This window comes from Bradyrhizobium icense (assembly GCF_001693385.1).
Lineage (GTDB): Bacteria > Pseudomonadota > Alphaproteobacteria > Rhizobiales > Xanthobacteraceae > Bradyrhizobium > Bradyrhizobium icense.
The window spans coordinates 2,989,469-3,010,397 of record NZ_CP016428.1 but is presented as its reverse complement, the minus strand read 5'-3'; the positions used below and the strand labels follow the sequence as shown (position 1 = coordinate 3,010,397).

General features: G+C 62.7%; 17 protein-coding genes and 1 pseudogene. 7 read left to right on the top strand and 11 right to left on the bottom strand.

The features are described from left to right. Positions 1 to 6 precede the first annotated feature (6 nt). Positions 7 to 705 (bottom strand): HAD family hydrolase, encoded by a 699-nt coding sequence (locus tag LMTR13_RS14045; protein WP_065732672.1) that lies wholly within the window; start codon positions 703 to 705, stop codon positions 7 to 9. A 55-nt stretch (positions 706 to 760) separates the two neighbouring features. After that, the gene (locus tag LMTR13_RS14040) at positions 761 to 1,852 is read right to left on the bottom strand and encodes an ABC transporter ATP-binding protein (RefSeq protein ID WP_065728398.1); all 1,092 of its coding nucleotides are present in this window, start codon (positions 1,850 to 1,852) and stop codon (positions 761 to 763) included. Between the two features lie 251 nt (positions 1,853 to 2,103). On the opposite strand from LMTR13_RS14040, the gene LMTR13_RS14035 reads away from it, so the two are divergent. After that, positions 2,104 to 3,051 (top strand): LysR family transcriptional regulator, encoded by a 948-nt coding sequence (locus tag LMTR13_RS14035; protein WP_065728397.1) that lies wholly within the window; start codon positions 2,104 to 2,106, stop codon positions 3,049 to 3,051. 143 nt (positions 3,052 to 3,194) lie between these two features. Here the strand turns inward: LMTR13_RS14035 and LMTR13_RS14030 are convergent, their stop codons facing one another. From LMTR13_RS14030 to LMTR13_RS14000, 7 genes are all read right to left on the bottom strand, one after another. Beyond that, the gene (locus tag LMTR13_RS14030; protein WP_065728396.1) at positions 3,195 to 4,652 is read right to left on the bottom strand and encodes an aldehyde dehydrogenase family protein; all 1,458 of its coding nucleotides are present in this window, start codon (positions 4,650 to 4,652) and stop codon (positions 3,195 to 3,197) included. Next, positions 4,649 to 5,926, bottom strand: a complete 1,278-nt coding sequence (locus tag LMTR13_RS14025; RefSeq protein ID WP_065728395.1) for an NAD(P)/FAD-dependent oxidoreductase — start codon at positions 5,924 to 5,926, stop codon at positions 4,649 to 4,651. Before LMTR13_RS14025 ends, LMTR13_RS14030 begins: the two co-directional genes overlap by 4 nt. Before the next feature lie 73 nt (positions 5,927 to 5,999). Beyond that, positions 6,000 to 7,193 carry an alanine racemase gene (locus LMTR13_RS14020; protein WP_236843380.1) on the bottom strand — a complete coding sequence of 398 codons (1,194 nt, stop codon included), beginning with the start codon at positions 7,191 to 7,193 and terminating at the stop codon, positions 6,000 to 6,002. Positions 7,194 to 7,204: 11 nt separating this feature from the next. Beyond that, positions 7,205 to 7,990, bottom strand: coding sequence for a GNAT family N-acetyltransferase (locus LMTR13_RS14015; RefSeq protein WP_236843379.1), 786 nt, complete (start codon positions 7,988 to 7,990; stop codon positions 7,205 to 7,207). A 559-nt stretch (positions 7,991 to 8,549) separates the two neighbouring features. Further along, on the bottom strand, positions 8,550 to 8,906 hold the full coding sequence (locus LMTR13_RS14010) for a cupin domain-containing protein (RefSeq protein WP_065728393.1): 357 nt from the start codon (positions 8,904 to 8,906) through the stop codon (positions 8,550 to 8,552). A gap of 251 nt (positions 8,907 to 9,157) precedes the next feature. Further along, positions 9,158 to 10,270, bottom strand: a complete 1,113-nt coding sequence (gene ald / locus LMTR13_RS14005) for an alanine dehydrogenase (protein WP_065728392.1) — start codon at positions 10,268 to 10,270, stop codon at positions 9,158 to 9,160. A 46-nt stretch (positions 10,271 to 10,316) separates the two neighbouring features. Beyond that, a complete protein-coding gene (locus tag LMTR13_RS14000; RefSeq protein WP_065728391.1) occupies positions 10,317 to 11,213 on the bottom strand; it encodes a GNAT family N-acetyltransferase in 897 nt (298 codons plus the stop codon). Positions 11,214 to 11,469: 256 nt separating this feature from the next. Between LMTR13_RS14000 and argE the strand changes: the two genes are divergently transcribed. The 4 genes from argE (at position 11,470) to LMTR13_RS13975 (ending at position 16,356) form a co-directional block, all read left to right on the top strand. Then, positions 11,470 to 12,594, top strand: coding sequence for an acetylornithine deacetylase (argE, locus tag LMTR13_RS13995; RefSeq protein WP_065728390.1), 1,125 nt, complete (start codon positions 11,470 to 11,472; stop codon positions 12,592 to 12,594). A gap of 16 nt (positions 12,595 to 12,610) precedes the next feature. Then, complete coding sequence (locus LMTR13_RS13990) at positions 12,611 to 13,534, top strand: 2-hydroxyacid dehydrogenase (RefSeq protein ID WP_065728389.1); 924 nt, start codon at positions 12,611 to 12,613, stop codon at positions 13,532 to 13,534. A 306-nt stretch (positions 13,535 to 13,840) separates the two neighbouring features. Then, a complete protein-coding gene (locus tag LMTR13_RS13980; protein ID WP_065728387.1) occupies positions 13,841 to 14,884 on the top strand; it encodes a tartrate dehydrogenase in 1,044 nt (347 codons plus the stop codon). 14 nt (positions 14,885 to 14,898) lie between these two features. After that, the gene (locus LMTR13_RS13975; RefSeq protein WP_065728386.1) at positions 14,899 to 16,356 is read left to right on the top strand and encodes an NAD-dependent succinate-semialdehyde dehydrogenase; all 1,458 of its coding nucleotides are present in this window, start codon (positions 14,899 to 14,901) and stop codon (positions 16,354 to 16,356) included. 64 nt (positions 16,357 to 16,420) lie between these two features. Here LMTR13_RS13975 and LMTR13_RS13970 read toward each other — a convergent pair. Then, positions 16,421 to 17,691 (bottom strand): annotated as a pseudogene (locus tag LMTR13_RS13970) (NAD(P)/FAD-dependent oxidoreductase). 14 nt (positions 17,692 to 17,705) lie between these two features. Further along, positions 17,706 to 18,374: a haloacid dehalogenase type II gene (locus tag LMTR13_RS13965; RefSeq protein WP_065728385.1), complete on the bottom strand. Its 669-nt coding sequence runs from the start codon at positions 18,372 to 18,374 to the stop codon at positions 17,706 to 17,708. A gap of 301 nt (positions 18,375 to 18,675) precedes the next feature. Between LMTR13_RS13965 and LMTR13_RS13960 the strand changes: the two genes are divergently transcribed. Then, positions 18,676 to 19,515, top strand: a complete 840-nt coding sequence (locus LMTR13_RS13960; RefSeq protein WP_065728384.1) for a GNAT family N-acetyltransferase — start codon at positions 18,676 to 18,678, stop codon at positions 19,513 to 19,515. 14 nt (positions 19,516 to 19,529) lie between these two features. Beyond that, on the top strand, positions 19,530 to 20,903 hold the full coding sequence (locus LMTR13_RS13955) for an aspartate aminotransferase family protein (RefSeq protein ID WP_065728383.1): 1,374 nt from the start codon (positions 19,530 to 19,532) through the stop codon (positions 20,901 to 20,903). Positions 20,904 to 20,929 lie beyond the last annotated feature (26 nt).

Genomic DNA, 20,929 nt, shown 5'->3' with positions numbered 1-20,929 from the left:
GCCCTCTCAGCTTCCAACCGCGGCGTCGGCGAATGCCTTCATCGTGGCGAAATGGAAATCGGGTTTTGTGAGCTCTGGCACCTCAGGCGTGCCGCCAAAGCCCTTCATGCCCTGGCGCCGCTCGATCCAGCAGACCTTGTAGCCAAGCTTGCGGGCGATACCGATGTCGTGATGCTGGCTCTGCGCCACGTGCAGGATTTCGGACTGCTTGTAGCCGAATGCCGACTGGCGGCCTTTGTTGTAGGCGAAGAATTCCGGATTGGGTTTCGCAACCCCGGTGTCGTCGGCGCAGATGGTGTCGTGGAAGGGATTGTCGAGCGCATGCGCATAGCATGACAGCGCGACGCGATCCGCATTGGTCATCGCGACCAGCCGGAACCTGGTGCGCAGGCGCTTCAGCGCCTCGACCGAATCCGAAAACGGTTGCCAGCGCAGCACGGCGAGCTGGAAGGCATCGCAGGCGGCATCGTCGGCCGGCAGTTCCAGTTCCTTGGCGAGATACCGGTAGACATGAAACATCACCTCGCTCGACCGATCCGGATGAGCGTCGCGGCCGCGCTTGTAGGACGCGAAGATCTGATCATCGCTGAGCTCGACCGCCTTTCGGCCGGAGATCTTACGCACGGCATCGAGCACGCCGGCTTCGAAATCGATCAAGGTGCCGACGACGTCGAAGGTGAGAACCTTGAAGCTATCATAGGGCATTTTCATCTCTTGTTCTGGTTGGTCTGGTGTTGCACTCGGGTTTGACGATCGGCGTTCATTCCCGCGCCTTTTCTTGCGCGGGCACCACGATGGTGTCTTCAGGGTGGAGCGTGACGGTGATGTCGCCGCCGACAGGAGGTAACAGGCGCGAAGCGTGGTAGTGGCTGGGCTGACGCAGGCTCAGGCAGGTACCGTCGGCCAGTTGCAGGAACACACGCAGGCTTTCGCCCTGATAGACGATGTCAGTGACCTTGCCGGCCAAGCGGTTGAGCGCAGCATCCGCCACACCGTCCACAATCAGGAGCTTCTCGCTGTGCACCGCGAGCATCAGCGCCTCGCCGCTTGGAATCTCGCGCGCGCTTTTCAGGACCGCGGGTCCCAGCGCCACGCTGCAGGCATCGATGCGCCGGACCGGCAGCAGGCTCGCCTCGCCGATGAAACTCGCTACGAAAGAGTCGGCGGGATAATCGTGCAGTCGCTCGGGGCGATCGATCTGGACCAGCCGCCCGTCCTTGAGGATCGCGACGCGGTCACTCATCGTGAGCGCCTCGCGCTGGTCGTGGGTGACGTAGATGATCGTGGCGCCGATCCGCTTGTGCAGCTCGCGCAGTTCGATCTGCATCGCTTCCCGCAACTGCTTGTCGAGCGCCGACAGCGGCTCGTCCATCAGAATCAGGCGCGGTTCGAAGATCATAGCGCGTGCCAGCGCCACGCGCTGGCGCTGGCCGCCGGAGAGCTGGGCGATGCCGCGCGCCTCGTAGCCCGACAGCCCGACCATCGCGAGTGCGGCGCGCACTCTCGCACCCCAGTCCGGCTTTGGAATCCGTCGCGCACGCAGCGGAAAGGCAACGTTCTCGCCGACGCTCATGTGCGGAAACAGCGCGTAGTTCTGGAACACCACGCCGATGTCGCGCTTGTGCGGCGGCAGGAAGGTCACGTCGCGGTCGCCGAAATGGATCGAGCCCGACGAGGGTTGAATGAAGCCGCCGAGGATACCGAGCAGCGTGGTCTTGCCGGATCCGGACGGCCCTAGCAGGGAGACGAATTCGCGCGGCGCGACGTTCAGGGTGACGTCGTCCAGCGCCCGGACGGCGTCATAGTTCTTGCTCGCGGCCCTGATGTCGACGCTCTCTCCGCCCTTGTCCAATGATCGACCTCGTTACGTTACCGAGGGCGTGCACGGATGCGCGCCATCGACGTCACCCGCGATACTGCAAGCGACGGTTGAAACCGGCATGATCTCGTCTTATAGATCGGGCACTTCGGGGCGGCTCCCAAGGCCGTCCCTGCCCGCCAGTTTTTCACTCTTGCCCGTGCTGGCAGGCTATCGCGCAAGCCAACCAGAGTTGGCCGGCAGGGGCAATTGCCAAATTCTCACCGTCGGCATAACATCAGGTTATGCCTGACCTCCGGCGGAAGTTGCCCTCGAGCCACGCGCTGTTCGTCTTTGACGCCGCCGCGCGCAATGGCAGCTTCACAGCGGCGGCTGCCGAACTGAACGTCACCCAGCCCGCGGTAAGCCGAATGCTCGGACAGTTCGAGGACTATCTCGGCGTTCGTCTGTTCGACCGGACCAATGGCCGCGCGGCCCTGACGGAAGAAGGTGAGATTCTCTATCGCCACGTATCGGATGGATTCCGCAGCATCGAAGGCGGCCTGATCGAGATCGACCGCCGCCGCAAGGGCACCGAGACAGTCACGCTCTCGGTCTCCTCGGCATTCACCACGCATTGGCTGATGCCTCGCATCGACAAGCTGCAGCGCCAGTTTCCGACCGTCGATCTCCGCTTCCAGCTTATCTCCGGTCCGCTGCGCGGGCCGGTCGACAATGTCGATCTCGGCATGCGGTTTCGCGATCGATACGATCCCGAGCGGAACGGCGCTCTGGTCATGAAGGAAGTCATGCTGCCGATCTGCAGCCCGGCCTATCGCGACGCAGACAGCGAGGATGGACCGATCGAGGCCAACACCATCATCCGCCTCGCGGATACCCCGGGCGATTGGGCGGCAGAATATCCGACCTTTCTCACCAAACGATCAGGGCCCGCCAAGTCGCTGAGTTTTTCCGACTATGCGGTGGTGGTGCAGGCGGCATTGCTCGGCCAAGGCATTGCGCTCGGCTGGCTTACGGTCGCATCGCATTGGCTGCTGACCGGCGCTTTGGTCCCGGCCTCGGAAACCCTCACCACGACACGGCGACTTTGCGAACTGGTGCACCCGCATGACCGATCGATCCGGCCGGTCGTCAGCGAGATCCGCGACTGGATCATCGAGCAGATGCGCAGCGACATGGCCGCCATCGACCGGCTGTACCCGCGTTTACGGCTGATGGCTTCGAGCTATTAGGCGGTAGCCGCATTCCGCAGTGGTGAAGCCATGGCCTATGGTCGATCGGCGATGCATAGCATCGCCTACCCTCGTCACTTGGATCGCGTTGAGCCCGACGTCGGGCATGCTTCGAACCGACTGCTCAGATTTTCCGTCAATAGTCATCGGTAAAATCCGGGAACGGCCTTGGTCTCGAGATATTCCTCCATGCCCTCGAGGCCATATTCCCGGCCGTTGCCGGAACGCTTGTATCCGCCAAAAGGTGCGTTCGGGTCCCAGTCGGGATAGTTGAGATGGACCTGACCGGACCGGATCTGCCCGGCCACCTCCCGCAGTGTCTTCGCATCCGCGCCCTGCACATGGGCGCCGAGGCCGTAGACCGTGTCGTTGGCGATCTCGACCGCCTCGTCGACCGTATCGTAGGGAATGATCGACAGCACCGGGCCGAAGATCTCCTCCTGCGCAATTCTCATGTCGCGACGGACGTTCGAGAAGATCGTTGGCCGCGCATAGAGGCCGATCTTAAGGTTGTCGGGCCGCCCCGGCCCGCCAATGACAAGCTTGGCGCCTTCCTCCAGACCGACGCCGATCATGGCCTGGATACGCTCGAACTGCGGCCGGTTGGCGATCGGACCATGGGTCGTGCTTTCCGCGAGCGGGTCGCCTACCACCAGTTCAGAAGCGGCCGCCGCAGCCAGAACTTCGACCTTCGCCATCTGTGAGCGGGAAACAAGCATACGCGTCGGTGCGCTGCAGGATTGCCCGAGATTGCGGAAGGCAGCGCCGACGCCGAGTGGAACGGCCCGGCTCAGCTCGGCATCCGGCAGAATGATATTCGGCGACTTGCCGCCAAGTTCCTGGGCGACGCGCTTGACGGTGGGCGCCGCCGCTTGCGCAACAAGAACCCCGGCACGGGTCGAGCCCGTGATCGAGATCATGTCCACCTGCGGATGCGACGCCAGACTGGCGCCCACGATTGGACCTGTCCCGTTGACGAGGTTGAATACGCCGGGCGGACAACCGGCATCGTCCATCACCTCGGCGAACAGCAAGGCGCTGAGGGGCGACAATTCGCTGGGCTTCAACACCACCGTGCACCCAGCCGCGAGCGCCGGACCGACCTTGGCTGTGATCTGGTAGAGAGGCCAGTTCCAGGGGGTGATGAGGCCGCAGATGCCGATGGCCTCGCGCATGATGGCGGTGCTGCCGCGCGGGCTGATGAAAGAATAGGTCGCGAGATTGTCACGCGCGACGCGGATATGTTCGGCGGCCAGGGGCACCTGGGCGCGGCGCGCATAGGAGATAGCGGCCCCCATCTCGCCCGTGACTGCCTGCGCGAACAATTCCAGCCGCTCGAGGATCAAACCATGGATTCGGTCGAGCAGCGCTGCCCGCTCCGCAGCCGACTTGCAAGACCAGCCGGCAAAGGCTCGGTCAGCGGCGGAGACAGCGCGGTCTACATCCTCATTGTTGCCGAGCGCGACTTCGACGATTGGCTGCTCGGTCGCCGGGTTGACGACGACCGCCGTCGCCGATCCGGTCGGCTTCCGCCATTCTCTGTCGATGTAGAATTTGCCGAGCAAGCCGGCTTCCGTCAGGTGTCGAACGGCCGAGGTCATTGGAAGCGATCCTTGATCCGGTAATAGGCGCCGACCAGGGGAAGGAACCAGGGAGGACCGAGATGACCCGGAATGGCGGGCCAGGCGAAGTCCTTCCAGGGATTGAGCTCGGTGCGCCCGTCCATGACTTCCGCCATGATCGTCCCCATCAGGGTCGACATCTGAGTGCCGTGGCCGCTGTAGCCCATGGAATAGTAGATGCCGTTGCGTTCGCCGGCGCGTGGCAGCCGGTCGCGCGTCATATCGACCATGCCGCCCCAACAATAGTCGATACGCACGGCGCGAAGCTCCGGAAAGACGTCGTGCAGCGCAGCCTGCAGGATCGCGCCGCTCTTCTCGTCTGAGGTCGGGTTGGAGATAGCGAAGCGGGCGCGTCCGCCGAAGAGCAGCCGGTTGTCCGGCGTGGTTCGGAAGTAGTTGACCAGGTTCTTTGTATCGACCGCCATTCGGCGGCGCGGCAGAAGCCGATCGAGAGTCGCGATCGGCAAGGGCTCGGTGACGATCAGGAAGGCGCCGACCGGCACGACCCGGCGTCGAATCCAACCCAGCGGCCCCGCATGCGAGATGCCGCTCGCCAACAGAACCTGCGAGGCCCGAAGCCGGCCCTTGGGTGTCTCGATCTCGTGGCCTCCGTCGGCGATGGGTCGCAGGCCCATCAGCGGCGTATGCTCGTGGATCTGGACGCCGCGCCGCGCCGCCGCTTCCGCAAGACCGCGGACGAAGCGTCCGACATGCATGCCGGCGCTCTTGGGGTAGATCAGCCCGCCGTAATAGCGCTCCGATCCCACTTCGTTGGCCAGATCGGCACGGCTCACCATCGTCGTGTCGGGATCGACATTGGCGGCCAGCAATTCCTGGCTGCGCGCCAGCTTGTCATAATGCTCAGGTTTGGCCGCAAGCTTGATCTTGCCGGTGCGCGCGAAGCTGCAATCGATCAGCTCTTCCGCCACCAGACGCTCGACCGTATCGACCCCGGCGTCGAAGGCCCGGTAGAGCCGGTCGGCGACTTCCTTACCGAGCCTGGTCGAGAGCGTGCCGTAGTCCTGGGCGAAGCCGTTGTTGCACATGCCGCCGTTCCGGCCGGACGCCGCGTGCCCGATCGTCTCGGCTTCGAGGAGCACAACGCGCGCCCCCTTCTTGGCGAGAGCCAGGGCGGCCGAAGAACCTGTCAGGCCGCCGCCGATCACCGCAACGTCGCAGGTGCCTTGCACCGGGCCTGGGGTGGCGCTCCTGAATGGCTCCGACGTGTCCAACCAATAGGATGTCAGCTTCATATCGACCTCGGAATCTCGCTATCTGAATGCTGGGCATGCACAAAATCGCAACGGCGCAAGTCTGTTTGAGAACCTACCAGCCGCGCATTCGCGGCCACTGAGCTTCGATTGCGTCGCTTCCCGCGGAGACGACATTGTACAGTTCGTGCTGTGACGCCGTCGCGCAGGCATGATTGGGCAGGATCCTGACCTTCGTGCCGATCGGCAGATCCGGCAGGGTTACAGCCGATCTGGATCTGATGGCGAGGATGCCGTGCTCCTGGCTCGCCTGCGAGACGATCAGGTCTGGGTAGAGTTTGCCGCACAGATCGCAGACGAGACCGTAACCCTGGTCAACCCGCTGCGCCGCGGTGCCGCGATCACGCGACAGGGCCATCCAGCCCGCATCGACCAAAATCCAGCCCTTCTCCCGCTTCGTTCCGATGACGGTGGCGAGAATCGAGATCGCGATGTCGTCGGTGGTGCAGACACCGACACCGTGCATCACCAGATCGAAGAACATATACACGCCGGCCCGCATCTCCGTGACGCCGGTCAGGTCTTCGGCGAAATGGGCGGTCGGCGTCGAACCGACACTCACGACCGGGCATTCATGCCCCGCCGCCCGCAACGTCTCCGCGGCAGCCACAGCCACGGCCCTTTCATTCTCCGCAGCCGCGACGAGGGCCTCGGGCGTGCAAAGGCTGTAGGATTCGCCGGCATGGGTAAGAATGCCGGCGAGCCTGACGCCGGCCTCGGCCAGGGCGACCGCGACGGCGATGAGCTTGGGATCGGTGGCGGTCAGCCCGCCGCGGTGACCGTCGCAGTCGATCTCGATGAAGGCGGACGGCGTCACACCAGCGGCGCCGCCGGCCTCGCCCAGAATCTTCGCCTGTTCGGACGAATCGAGCAGCACCTTGAGGTCGACGCCGGCTTTCCGAAGACGCATGGCGCTCTCGGCGGCGTGCGGTGCCAGGCCCACGGCATAAGTCATGTCCCGAAAACCGTGCTGCGCGAAGTACTCCGCCTCCGCCAAGGTGGAGACGGTGATTGGCCCAGGCCCGGCCGGATAGGCGCGCCGGGCGACCTCGATGGATTTCGCCGTCTTCATATGGGAGCGCAGCACGACGCCCCGCGCGGCCATACGAGAGGACAGACGGGCGAGATTGCGATCCAGCCGGTCCTTGTCGAGCAGGAGGGCCGGCGTCGCCAGCGCGCCGACCGTCGTGGCCGCCTCGCTGGGTCCGGCGTTCGGGATATCCGTTCCGTGCATCTCTAAGCGCAGCATCTCGATGTCTCCTAGCCGAATGACTGGTTGGCGATCGCGAACATGCGCGCCGGCCCGGTCGATGGCATCTGCGTGCCGAGGACCATGGTGGTGGCGTCGCCGACTTGCTGCAGGCCGATGCGTTCGAGCCACTGCCCGAGTTGCGAGGTGGTAGAGGTATCGATCCGGACGAAAACACTCCCGAGGCGCGCAAGCACCGCCTCGATCAACGCGCATGCATCGGTCCGGCTTTCGGCGACGACAGGACCGATGACATGCCCGCGGCCGAAACGGCGGGAGATGGCGTAGCCTCGGGGTGTGCCGTCACGCAGCAGGACATAGCCGTCACCACTCTGGACGAGCCGATCCAGCAGCGATCGCCTCGCCCAACCTGTGGCCTGCCGATCGAGGCGTGTGATCACCTCGAAATCCGATGGAGCTATTGCCCTGACGAGGCACGGCCGCGGCGCCTCATTGCGTTCCCTGGGAATTCCTTGATGCTGCTGGATGACCCCGATGGGGACGAAGCCGCGGCGCTGGTAAAGCGCCAAGCCTTCGGCCGTCGAATTAAGCACGATGGTCCGAGGATGCGCCGACGCCAGCAACGCATCCATGAGCTGCGCCCCGTAGCCGCGGCCTTGAGCGGCTTTCGCGACGATGATCATCCCGGCGGAAGCATGGGTCTCGCCGTACGGCCACCAGACCGCGGTCCCGATCACCACACCGGCGCACTGCAGAACAAAGCCATGGCCCAACTGCAGCGCGAAATCCCAATCTTCGACCCGATAGGGCCAAGACATCTCCTGCGAGAGCTTCACGGCGCCCTCCAGATGCGCTCTCGCGAAAGGAACCAGGACCACGTCTTCATTCTGGCGATCTCCGGCCTGGTGAGCTGCGGTTGCCATGATCGGTCGATGTCTCTTGCTTGGGTTGCCGGACTAATCGCCAGTGCCTGACGCGGCGATATCCATCTGACGATGCTCGCGCGAGCTGCAGCGTATCTTGGCTCCGACAGCATTACGCAATCAGACTGAAGCAAAGTTCGGCAGGGTATTGCATTGATGATACGATAGAAGAGACGATGTGCTGTCAGCGGCTCGCGCGCCACGGCGCGGTCCGGTCCCGCATCCGATAGCGCTAAATGATGGCGGGCATGAACCACGGATTGCCCCGATAGAGTGGGATGGAGGCCGGCGGACGGAAGTCAAAGGCGGAGCGCGCCCCCTCATCGTGTCCCATGAGCTTGTGGGCCGGACCGAGCGCCGCATTTTTCATCGAGAATGACCGCCAGAGGCTATGAATCGCGTCAGACGCGACTCGGAAAGTCGAACGTTCTGGTGGCGCGCCTATATTTTGGGGTGCGGCTGAGCATTGCGCTCAATCATAAGCGCAGACGTAGATCTTTCGCACGGTCTCGATCGTGCGCCAGACGCCGACAAAGCCCGGCTTCATCACAAAGCTGTCGCCGGCACGGTAAGTCTTCGTCTCACCATCCTTTTCCTCAATTTCGATAAGACCCGAGATGATGTGGCAAAACTCGTAGGTGGTGCCCTTGATGGAATGGGTCTCGCCGGGCGTTGCTTCCCAGACGCCGGTTAGCACCTTCTCGCCTTTCGAAACGTCCTGCGCCCAGGTCTTGAAGGATGGATTGCCCGAAATGAGTCGTTCCGGAGCAGGCGAGGCGTTCTTGGGCGCGAAGTCCGGATCGGTATCGATCGTGATTAGAAGTGACATGTCATGTTCCCTGATTAGTAGCCGAGTGTTCGATCGACGAGGCCGATCAGATCTTTTCCGGCACGTGGCGATCCGCCGATTGAACCGCATCGTACCTTTGGGTGACCGGCCGCGCCAAAGAACTTATCAAGCGCGGCGGCCACGGTATCGATGCCGGGATGATCGAGAATGCACTGAGCGGCCGCCAGCGAGTCGGGCGGCCGAGGAGACTAATTCCTTGGTGCGCCGCTTCGTGAACGTGCACTTAGGCATCATGCAGCCGCCCTTTCGATTGGCGAGAATGGCATGTCGAGGCTCCGGGCCACCGGTTCGCAAGTTAGCCGGCCTCGATAGGCGTTTAGACCTGCGCGCAAATGCGGATTTTCGAGTACGGCCGAAAATCCCTTGTTGGCGAGAGCCAGGCCAAAGGGCAGCGTGGCATTGTTCAGTGCCTGGCTGGAGGTGAGTGGAACGGCACCCGGCATGTTGGCGACACAGTAGTGGATGACGCCCCCCACCTCGTAGGTGGGATCAGCGTGCGTGGTCGGGTGCGACGTCTCAAAGCAACCCCCTTGGTCGATCGCGACGTCCACGATCACGGACCCCTTGCGCATCGAACTCAACATGCTTCGGCTGATCAGTTTCGGCGCGCTCGCTCCCGGCACAAGCACGGCGCCAATCACGACATCTGCGGCAAATGCCTCCTCCTCAACAGTATCGATCGTCGAGAACCTGGTGCGAACACGCCCCTCAAACAGTTCATCCAGCTCGCGGAGACGACCTATCGATCGGTCTAGAATGGTGACCTCGGCGCCCAGGCCAACCGCCATGCGCGCAGCATGCGTCCCGACGACTCCGCCTCCGATCACCACGATACGTGCCGGTTGGACACCCGGCACGCCTCCTATCAGCAGGCCCCGGCCTCCCGCATGCCGTCGCAGTGCCGCGCCAGCCGCTTCGATCGCAAGCCTGCCCGCCACCTCGCTCATCGGCGCAAGCAATGGCAGGCCGCCATTCGCGTCCGTCACGGTCTCGTAGGCGATCGCCGCACATCCGGCATCCAGGAGGCCTTTGGCCTGGTCGGGATCTGGCGCCAAATGCAGATATGTGAAGAGGATCTGGTCTTCCCGCAGTTGCGACCATTCGGAGGCCTGGGGCTCCTTGACCTTTACAATCATCTGGCTGGACGCAAACACCTCGCGAGCAGAGTTCAGAATAACCGCACCGGCCTTGCGGTAGCTGTCGTCCGTCGCGCCGATGCCGGCGCCGGCATTGGTCTCGACCACGACGCTGTGCCCGGCCGCCACGTATTCGCGAACGGCTCCCGGGGTAAGACCAACGCGGTATTCATGCGTCTTGATCTCTCTGGGTACACCAACCTTCATTGCAATCTCCCTTGCATGCACGCCTAGCCAACTTGAATTCAAGCTCTCAACCCAAGGTATGGCTGGCTAGGGCGTAGGTGACCGGCGGGTTCGCCTCGTCTGGTACGAAATCGGCGAGGCGTTTGCCAAACGACATGGTCAGCATGGTGTCGAACACGGACAGTCCATTCTCCATGAGAAAGGCAACAAAATCGCCGCTCTCGCGGTGAGTGTCCAGACGCAGGAACATGCCGTCATGCTCCAGAACGTGCGGCCTGACGACGGCGATTGCATCTTCGTCGTTCGCCGCGACCACAGGGCCAACAACATGGCCCCGTCCGAAGGGTCGACACAGGGCAAAGGCGCAAAGCTTGTCTTCGCGGAAAAGACCGTAGGCTGAAGAATGCGCAAACAGCGCACTGATAACGGCCTGCCTGCTGACGCCGAACGCAAGCGCGTCACGGGCGACGACTGCCGGTACATCTTGATCTTGCAGTTGCCTGACGACCCCGTTTACTTCCCGTTCCCGTGTGGCCACAGACAGCCGTACGGTGCCTTGGCGCTGATAAACCGTTTTCTCCGGCTGGAAATCAAGCGACAGATAGAGCCGCTGGGCTGCGCGCGTGGCGTTCAAACGAAGATTGCGGCCTCTGGTTTCGCCAAGGACATGTTGCATCAACCATTGCGCGGTCCCATTGGTCTGAAGGCGTGGCGATGTGATCACCATGCCAATGGTTGCGACGTCCTCGCCATAGGGAAACCACATTGCCGAACCAATCGGCCTCTCGATCTCGTCGAGCGCAACGATGCCCAGCCCCACTTGACGCAGAAACTGCCAGTCTTCGGCCCGGTGAGGCCAGCCAACGGCGATCGACAGGGCGTGAAGGTGACTCAAGCCAACATCGTTTATGTTGCGGATGCTCGCAACAAATGCATCGATCTGCACGCTATCGGATGGCTTCAATTGCGTCTCCTCAGAAGTCTCTCGTAGTTCCGATTTCGCATGTGGTTTTTCCCGTAGGGTGAACCATCGGGGCATATTATCCGCTGTTTCTAACAGAATGCTCTCGAAAGCCGCGCCGTCGCGCAACAATCTGCTGAACCAGTCCCGCTTTCAGCATGCAATGGCGCCTTTTGTGCCTAGACTTGAATCAAGACAACCGTGACTCACGGCTGTCCTGCAGTCGAATTCCCGGGTCGGGGGAGCAGGAGGGACTCGGATGACAATCGTCGAAATTCTGGACCGACTGGTCAGCTTGTACTCCGTCGTCGGAACTCCGAACGGGGAGATCGTAGGCTGGATCAGCGACTATCTCAAAAGTCATGGAGCGAAGGTCTCTCTCGTGCCGGGCCCGGAGGGCGACCGGGCAAATCTCTTTGCGACTGTCGGCCCGGCCGACAAGGCCGGCTTTATCCTTTCTGGCCACATGGACGTGGTCCCCGCCGGAGAACCGGGCTGGACCTCCAATCCATTTAAGCTGCGTGTCCAAGGCGAGCGTCTCTACGGCCGTGGTACAGCCGACATGAAGGGCTTTCTCGCCGCCGCACTGGCCGCTGTTCCGGCTCTCGCCAAGATGAGGCTGTCGCGTCCGATCCACCTTGCGTTCTCCTATGACGAAGAGGCCGGCGCTCGTGGCGTGCCGCACCTGATCGCCCGCCTCTCGGACCTTTGCGCGAAACCGTCCGCCGCGATTATTGGTGAGCCGAGCAACATGCAGGGCATTCGCGGCCACAAGGGCAAGGTCGCCGCGCGGGCCATCGTTAAGGGCACGGCCGGCCATTCCTCGCGCCCCGACCTGGGTGTCAATGCCATCCATGCCATGGCCGAGGTGCTGAATGCGGTGATCCGGCAGGCGGAAAGTTTGACTGAAGGTCCGTTCAACCCGGCTTTCGAACCTCCCTACTCCTCCCTGCAGGCAGGAGTGGTTTCCGGCGGCCAAGCGATCAACATCATTCCGGATCGGTGTGTGATCGAAGTCGAGGCGCGGGCCGTCTACGGCGTCGATCCCGCCGAGCTTCTTGCGCCGATCAAGGCCGCAGTCGACGGGCTCCGCGCGAAGGGGATCCAGGCGGAGTGGGCGCAGATGAGCGCATATCCGGCTCTGCTATTGCCTGAGGATGCACCCCTTGCACGTCTCGTGCAGGATCTGACAGGCAAGGAGCCCCTTCCAGCCGTCAGCTATGGCACGGAGGCCGGGCTTTACCAGGGCGCCGGCATCGATGCGATCATATGTGGTCCGGGCGACATCCGGCATGCCCACGAGCCCGACGAATTCATCCTCGCCAGCGACCTCGTCGCCTGCCGGCGGATGATCGAAACGCTCGGCGAACGATGCATTGGCTGAGAAGGGACAAGTTCAGATGACTTTTTTGTTCAACTCCGACGGAAGGCGCGGTGCGATCTTCGCGGAGGCCTTCGCCAAGGATCTGCCGGACGTTCCCTTCTCGATGGACGCTTCCTCCGTCGATGCCGACGCCGTGCGCTATCTGATCACCTGGACCGTGCCCAAGGACCTCAACCGCTACCGGAATCTTGAAATTCTCTTCTCGATCGGCGCGGGCGTCGACCAGCTAAACCTCGAAACCATTCCGGCGCATGTGAAGGTCGTGCGGATGGTCGAGGAAGGCATCGTGCGGATGATGCAGGAATACGTCGCGCTCGCCGTTCTCGCGCTGCATCGTAACCTTCCGTCCTATCTTGCTCAGCAGCGCGCTGGAATCTGGAGCGCCATTCCCCAAGTGCAGGCGGCGGAGCGGCGGGTCGGCGTCCTCGGTCTGGGTATGCTGGGACAGGCGGTTCTGGATCGGCTGAAGCCATTCGGTTTTCCGCTCGCCGGATGGAGCCGTAGCCCGCGAGAGATCGAGGGGGTCACATGTCAACATGGCGACGCTGGCCTAAAAACGTTGGTATCGAAGACGGACATCCTGGTCTGCCTGTTGCCGCTGACGCGGGAGACACGCGGTTTTCTCAACGCTGACCTCTTCTCGATCCTTCCTGTCGGCGCCGCGCTCGTCCACACTGGACGAGGACCCCAGCTCGATCATGAAGCTCTGCTTTCGGCGCTCGATAGCGGTCATCTCTCCGGTGCCGTCATCGACGTGACGGATCCCGAACCACTGCCGGAGGACCATCCCTTCTGGTCGCACCCGTCGATCGTGCTGACGCCGCATGTAGCGAGCGTCACCCAGCCCGCGACGGCGGCCCGGACCGTCATCGAGGGTATCAGACATCACCGCGCGGGCTTGGACCCGATCGGGCTCGTCGACCGAGAGCGCGGGTACTAAAGGATCGCGTTTTCTCACGCGCGCCGAACAATCGACTGCTACCCGCGCTCGAAACAGGAGAATCGTCGGCGCTCCTGCCTGAACTCAGCCAATGCTTCTCGCGCACCGGGACTATCCCTTGGCGGAAGCCGTGAAAGGATATCTCGTGGGCCTCATTTTCGATCCTGACACGCTTTCCCTGCCGATCGGTCACTTCATCGGCGGTCGGCTGATCCCGGCTGAGGGCCTGATCTCTCGGACGCGAGGCCTATCTCGCCAACCGCAACAGCAAAAGCGTTCTGATCGGTCTGTGAAGCGACGGTACTCATGAAAACCTATTCCATTGCGCTAATCCCCGGTGACGGCATCGGCAAAGACGTAACCGCTGCCGCTTGGACAGTATTAGAAGCCGCTGCGAAGGGCGCGGGCCTTGCCCTCAAGGCCACCGAATTTCCCTGGTCTTGCAGGTTCTACAAGGAAACCGGCGCGATGATGCCGGCCGACGGAATCGTCAGCCTGAAAGGCTTCGATGCCATTCTGCTCGGCGCGGTCGGCTGGCCGGCGCAAGTTCCGGACTCGGTCTCGCTGCACGGCCTGCTGCTTCCGATCCGCAAGGCCTTCGTGCAATATGCCAACATTCGGCCGCATCGGTTGCTGCCGGGCGTCCAGGGCCCGCTCAAGACCGACACGTTCGACATCCTCTGCATCAGGGAAAACACCGAGGGTGAATACTCCGGCGCCGGCGGCCGGGTTCATCAAGGCACCGAGGACGAGGTAGCGGTCGAGACATCGATTTTCACCCGGTCTGGCGTCGAACGCATCCTGCGCTTCGGCTTCGAACAAGCACGCACACGCCGCCGCAAGCTCGCGTCGGTCACCAAGTCCAATGCGCAGAAGTACTCGATGGTCTTCTGGGACGAGATCACCCAGGAGCTCGCCGCGGAGTATCCCGATGTAGAGGTTACAAGCTATCACATCGACGCGATGGCGGCGCGCATGGTGATGTCGCCCGAGAGCCTCGACGTCGTCGTCGCTTCCAACCTCTTCGGCGACATACTCACCGACCTCGGAGCGGCCATTCAAGGCGGGCTGGGTTTCGCCGCCTCCGCCAACATCAATTCCGATCGCACATTGCCTTCAATGTTCGAGCCGGTGCACGGCTCGGCTCCAGACATCGCGCACCTCGGCATCGCCAATCCGATCGCCACCATATGGTCCAGCGCCATGATGCTCGATCATCTCGGCGAGAAGGAAACTGCCGGCCGCATCATGCGGGCGATAGAGGAGACCACTGCCCGCGGCATAGGCGCGGTCCCTGGAAGAGACAGGACGGAGGCGATCACGGCCGCCGTGCTCTCGGCACTATCTTGAAAAGAGGACATGACATGGATGGTTTGAAGGACGAGACTCTCTTCCGGGAGGCGTGTCTCATCGGCGGTCGCTGGATATCGGCTGCATCCGGCAAGACGGTCAAAGTCATCGATCCGGCGACGCAGGCGGTCATCGGTACGGTCCCCGATATGGCTGGCTCCGAGACCCGGGCGGCGATCGAGGCGGCCAATGCAGCCTTTGCGCCCTGGAGGAAAAAGACCAACGCCGAACGCGCCACCCTTCTCGAGGCATGGCACCGGCTGATGTTGGAAAATCTGGACGACCTCGCTTTGCTTCTCACCGCAGAACAGGGCAAGCCGCTTGAAGAGGCGAAGGGCGAAATCCGCTACGGCGCTTCATTCGTCAAATGGTTCGCCGAAGAGGCGCGGCGCATCAACGGCCATACGATCCCCTCTCCTACTCCCGACCGGCGCATCGTCGTTCTGAAGGAACCCATCGGCGCCTGCGGCATCGTCACACCGTGGAATTTTCCCAACGCCATGATCACCCGCAAGGTCGCCCCGGCGCTCGCGACGGGCTGCACCGTGGTGATCAAGCCCTCGGAATTCACGCCGTTTTCGGCGCTCGCCCTCGCGGTGCTGGCCGAACGCGCCGGAATCCCCGATGGCGTGATCAACATCGTCACCGGCATGCCGGCAGAGATCGGCGCCGAGATCATGGCCAACGAAAAGGTCCGGAAGATCTCCTTCACCGGATCGACACGTGTCGGATCGCTGCTGATGCGCGGCGCAGCCGACAGCGTAAAGCGCGTGAGCCTGGAGCTCGGCGGAAACGCCCCCTTCATCGTCTTCGACGATGCCGATCTCGACCTCGCCGTGGAGGGCGCAATCGCCTCGAAATTCCGCAATGGCGGCCAGACCTGCGTTTGCGCCAACCGGATATTGGTGCAGGCCGGCATCCATGACGCCTTTGCCAGAAAGCTCGCTGCGCGCGTCAACCAGATGAAGGTCGGCGCGGGTACCAAGCCAGATGCCGCGATCGGGCCCATGATCAACATGGCCGCAGTCGAGAAGATCAACCGGCATCTTGAGGATGCACTGGCCAAGGGCGCCCAGATCGCGACGAAACCCTTCGTCCTGCCCGATGGCAATCAGTATGTCGCGCCCGTAGTGCTCACGGGCGCGACGACCGAGATGGTGCTTGCCAGCGAGGAGACCTTCGGTCCCGTTGCCCCGCTCTTCCGCTTCGAGAGCGAGCAGCAAGCCGTCGAGATCGCCAACGGCACACCTTTCGGTCTCGCGGCTTATTTCTACACGCAGAACCTCGCTCGGGCCTGGCGCGTCGGCGAGGCGCTCGAGTTCGGTATGGTCGGCCTAAATACCGGCGCGATCTCCACCGAAGTCGCGCCCTTCGGCGGCGTCAAGATGTCGGGCGTCGGTCGCGAAGGCGCCCAGGCGGGTATCGAGGAATATCTGGAGACGAAGAGCTTCCATATCGGGGGCCTTCTCTGAAGAACACAACGAAAAGGGCGAACCGGTTCGGCTCGCCCTTTTATCGTCCAGGAGCACCAGCGATCTATTGGATCCTGTCGAGAGCCTTGTAGTAGAGGCCGACCAGCGGCAGGAACCACGGCTTGCCGAAATGACCCGGGACGGACGGCCACGCGAATCCTTTCATCGGATTTCGGTCCTCGCGGCCGAGCATGGCGTCGGCCACCATGATACCGAGCTGGGTGGAAAGCTGTGCTCCATGGCCCGACAATCCCATGGCGTACCACACGCCGTCCTGATAGCCGGCGCGCGGATAACGGTCCTGCGTCATGTCAAGGAGTCCGCCCCAGCAATAATCGATCTCGACATTGCCGAGCTGCGGGAGCATTGCCGCGAGGGCGCTGCGAAGGATCGCGCCACTCTTGGCATCCGAAGTGTGATCAGAAACCGCCGAGAAGCGAGCCCGGCCGCCAAAAAGCAGCCGATTGTCCGGCGACAGACGGAAATAATTGCCGATATGCATTGAGGTGACGCAGTTCCGGTTACCCGGCATCGTCTCAGTAATCTCCGCCGCGGTCAACGGCCGCGTCGCGATGATGAAGCTGCCGACTGTTACGATACGCCGGCGGAAATAGCCAAAATTGGGTGTCGTGTAGGCCCCGGTGGCGATGAGGACGTTGTCGGCCGTCAGCGTGCCGCGCGCCGTCATCACCGTGTGCCCGCCGTCAACCTGCAGGCGTTCACGGCGGCATTCTCGAAGATCTCGCCGCCATGACGCACCACCGCCTCAGCGAGACCAGCCGCATAACGGCCCATGTGCATCATTGCGCTCTTCTTCGACAGGATCGCGCCGTGGAAGGGCGAGCCGACCTCCGATTTGAGATCCTCGGCCGACAACATTGTGGTGTCCTTGTCGACCTCGGCGTGAAGTGCTTCGAAGGTGCGCGCAAGCGTGTCGAAATGCTTCGGCTTGGAAGCGAGCTTGAGCTTGCCCGAGCGCCGAAAATCGCAGTCTATTCCCTCTTCGGAGACGATGGTCTCGATCGTATCGACGGCATCGTCATACGCCTTGTAAAGGGCGATGGCGCGCTCTTTGCCAAGCTGGGCTTTCGCAGCGAGATAGCTGTGGGCGAGACCGTTGTTGAGATGTCCGCCATTGCGGCCCGATCCGCCCGAGCCCACCCGCTCCGCCTCCAGCACGGCAACCTTGGCGCCCGCTTTCGCAAGCTGGCGCGCCGCCGAAAGGCCGGTGAAGCCGCCGCCGATCACGGCGACATCGTAGTGACTTTCGACCGGCCCCGGCGCCGCGGCACCAAAGACCGGAGCTGTATCGTGCCAGTAGGATACGAATCGCATCCCGCTCTCCTGTCTCACAAGCCAACGACACCTGGCAGACCTGAAATATCGGCGATTTCGACGTACCCATAATAGGGGTTCGCCGGCTCATGGCCGCGGTTTACCCAAACCTTGTTTTTGATGCCGAGATCATGGGCCGACATCAGGTCATAGCGGAAGGAGGACGAGCAATGCAGAATGTCTTCCGGACCGCAGCCCAGCATATCGAGCATGTATTCGAAGGCCTTGAACCGCGGCTTGTAGGCTTGGGCTTGCTGGGCCGTGAACACCGCGTGGAAGGGAGCGCCGAGCTTTTCGACGTTGGACATGATCTGCGAATTCATCGCATTCGACAGGATCACGAGCGGTATTTCCTTCGCCACCTTGGCGAGACCAACCGGGACGTCCGGATGCGGTCCCCAAGTTGGCACGCGCTCGTAGATCATCTGCGCGTCCTCGTCGCGAAACGCCACGCCGTTGCGCTTGCAAGTACGCTCGAGCGCATTGCGGACCACCTCGTGATACGGCTTCCAATCGCCGAGGATCTCGTCCCGCCGGTAGTCTGAAAAGTTCTCGATGAACTCCTGCATGTGCGTTTCATCGAGCTGGTTGCCGTAAAGGTCACGCGCGGCTTCCGCCATCGCGAAGTAGGTGAGCGTACCGTAGCAGTCGAAGGTAATGTATTTGGGGCGGAAAGCAGCCATCGTTCGTCCATCCTCTGTCGCGACGTTTCGAGTGCCACGATCATAAGGCCTCGCGCCAGACTGCTCGATTGAAATGCCCACGTGCAAAGCAGAATGTTCCGTTTTTGCAAGACGGTTCGGCACGGCATTGCTGTCCTCCGCGGCGGGAAGGCAGCCGCGACGCCTTCCTTGACCCGCCGCACCGGCACAAGCTGCGGAAAGCCCCGCGCACTACAGCGAAAAATATCGCGGCGCGGGCCGCCTTCAGACGATATGCCGGACGCCCTCGTCTCAAATTAACGGTAAGAAGACAGGAGATTCCATGAGGACGGACGAAATCGATCTGGTGATGTTCGGCCCGGAACACATAGACGGCGCAGTGAGCCTGTCACAGCAAGCCCAATGGCCGCACCGGCGCGAAGACTGGCAGATGATGCTCGCGCTCAGCGACGGCACGGTCGTGCTCGACGCCAACGGCCGCGTTGTCGGCACCATATTGCTGACCCGCTTTGGGCAGGACTGCGCGGCGATAAACATGGTGATCGTCGACGAGGCGATGCGCGGTCACGGCCTGGGGCGCAAGCTCATGGAGCGCGCCTTTGCGTTCGCCGGAGGCCGGCCGTTGAGGCTGTTTGCGACTGCGGAGGGACTGCCTCTCTACAGAAAGCTCGGCTTTGCCGAATGCGGCACGATCCGGCAACACCAGGGCGAGGTGCGGCTTGTGGCTACATCGCGAGGTGTCGTGTTCGCCACCGCCGATGAGATCGCAGCCATAAAGAGACTAGACCGCGACGCATTCGGCGCCGATCGCGGTGCGCTCATCGATCGCCTGGCCAGCGCCGGGAAATTTGCGGTGGTCCGCCGCGACGGCGTGGTCACCGGTTATGCCGCCCTACGCGCCTTCGGTCGCGGAGAGGTAATCGGACCCATCGTCGCCACCAGCGCAGATGAAGCCAAGACGCTCATTGCGTTCTTCGCGGCCTCCCGTACCGGAGCCTTCCTTCGCATCGATACGGATAGCGACAGCGGCCTGGCTGACTGGCTGGAAAAGATCGGCCTCCAGCACGTCGGCGGCGGCATAGCCATGAGCAACCACGCGCCAAAGAAACCCGACCATACGCAGGTGCGGACCTTCGCCCTCGCCAGCCAAGCTCTCGGCTGATCCGGAGAAAGAACATGCTCGCCAATTCCCTGATCGAACTGGATCGCGCCCATCTGATCCATCCGGTGGCCTCATATCGCGGCCACGAGAAGCTCGGCGTCCGCGTGCTGAAGTCGGCCAGCGGCGCTACCGTCACCGATGCGACCGGCCGCCAGCTTCTCGACGGTTTCGCAGGGCTATGGTGTGTCAACGCCGGTTACGGTCATGAGAGCATCGTCCAGGCCGCGGCCCGGCAGATGCGGGAGCTGGCCTATGCGACAGGCTATTTCGGTCTGGGGTCGGAACCCGCGATCCGCCTTGCTGCCGAACTCGCCCAACGCGCGCCGGGGGACCTCAACCACGTCTATTTCTCGCTCGGAGGATCGGATGCCGTGGATAGCACAGTGCGCTTCGTCAGGTATTACTGGCATGCCAAGGGCGAGCCGCGGCGCGACCAGTTCATCTCGATCGAACAAGGCTATCACGGATCCTCGACGGTCGGCGCGGGCTTGACCGCACTGCCCGCCTTCCACGCTGGTTTCGGTGTGCCCTACGATTGGCAGCACAAGATCCCCTCCCCCTATCCCTATCGCAATCCCGTCGGGGAGGATGCGGCCGCCATCATCGCGTCATCGCTGGCGGCACTCGAGGCGAAAATCGAGTCCGTCGGAGCAGATCGTATCGCCTCTTTCTATGCCGAGCCGATTCAAGGCTCCGGTGGAGTCATCGTACCGCCGCGAGGCTGGATCAAGGCCCTGCGCGATCTCTGCAGCCGCCATGGCATCCTCTTTATTGCGGATGAGGTCATCACCGGCTTCGGTCGAACCGGTCCGCTGTTCGCCTGCTCGGAGGACGACATCGTTCCGGATTTCATGACGACCGCAAAGGGCCTTACGTCGGGCTACGCCCCGATGGGTGCGGTGTTTATGTCCGACAAAGTGTACGATGTCATCGCCGACGGCGCCGGAAACGCTGCCGTCGGTCACGGCCAGACCTATTCCGGCCACCCGGTCAGCGCGGCGGTCGGACTTGCGGTCCTGAACCTCTATGAAGACGGGCTTCTTGACAACGGCGTCAGGGCCGGCCGGCGTCTGATGGCCGGCCTCGAAAGCCTGCGCGATCATCCTTTGGTCGGCGACGTGCGTGGCCGCGGCATGCTCGCGGCCATCGAACTCGTGATAGACAAGGAGAAAAAAATCCCTCTGCCGGCAGCCGCCGATCCGTCGAGGCGGATATTTGACCGCGCCTGGGAGAACGGCCTCGTCGTACGCGCCTTCGCCCAGGGCGTCATCGGCTATGCCCCGCCGCTTTGCTGCACCGAAAGCGAAATCGACGCGATGATCGAGCGAACGCGCAAGACCCTCGATCAGACCTTGGACGATCCGGATGTGCGGCGGGCGCTGGCGTGAGGGCCACCCGCAGGAGCGGCACGGCA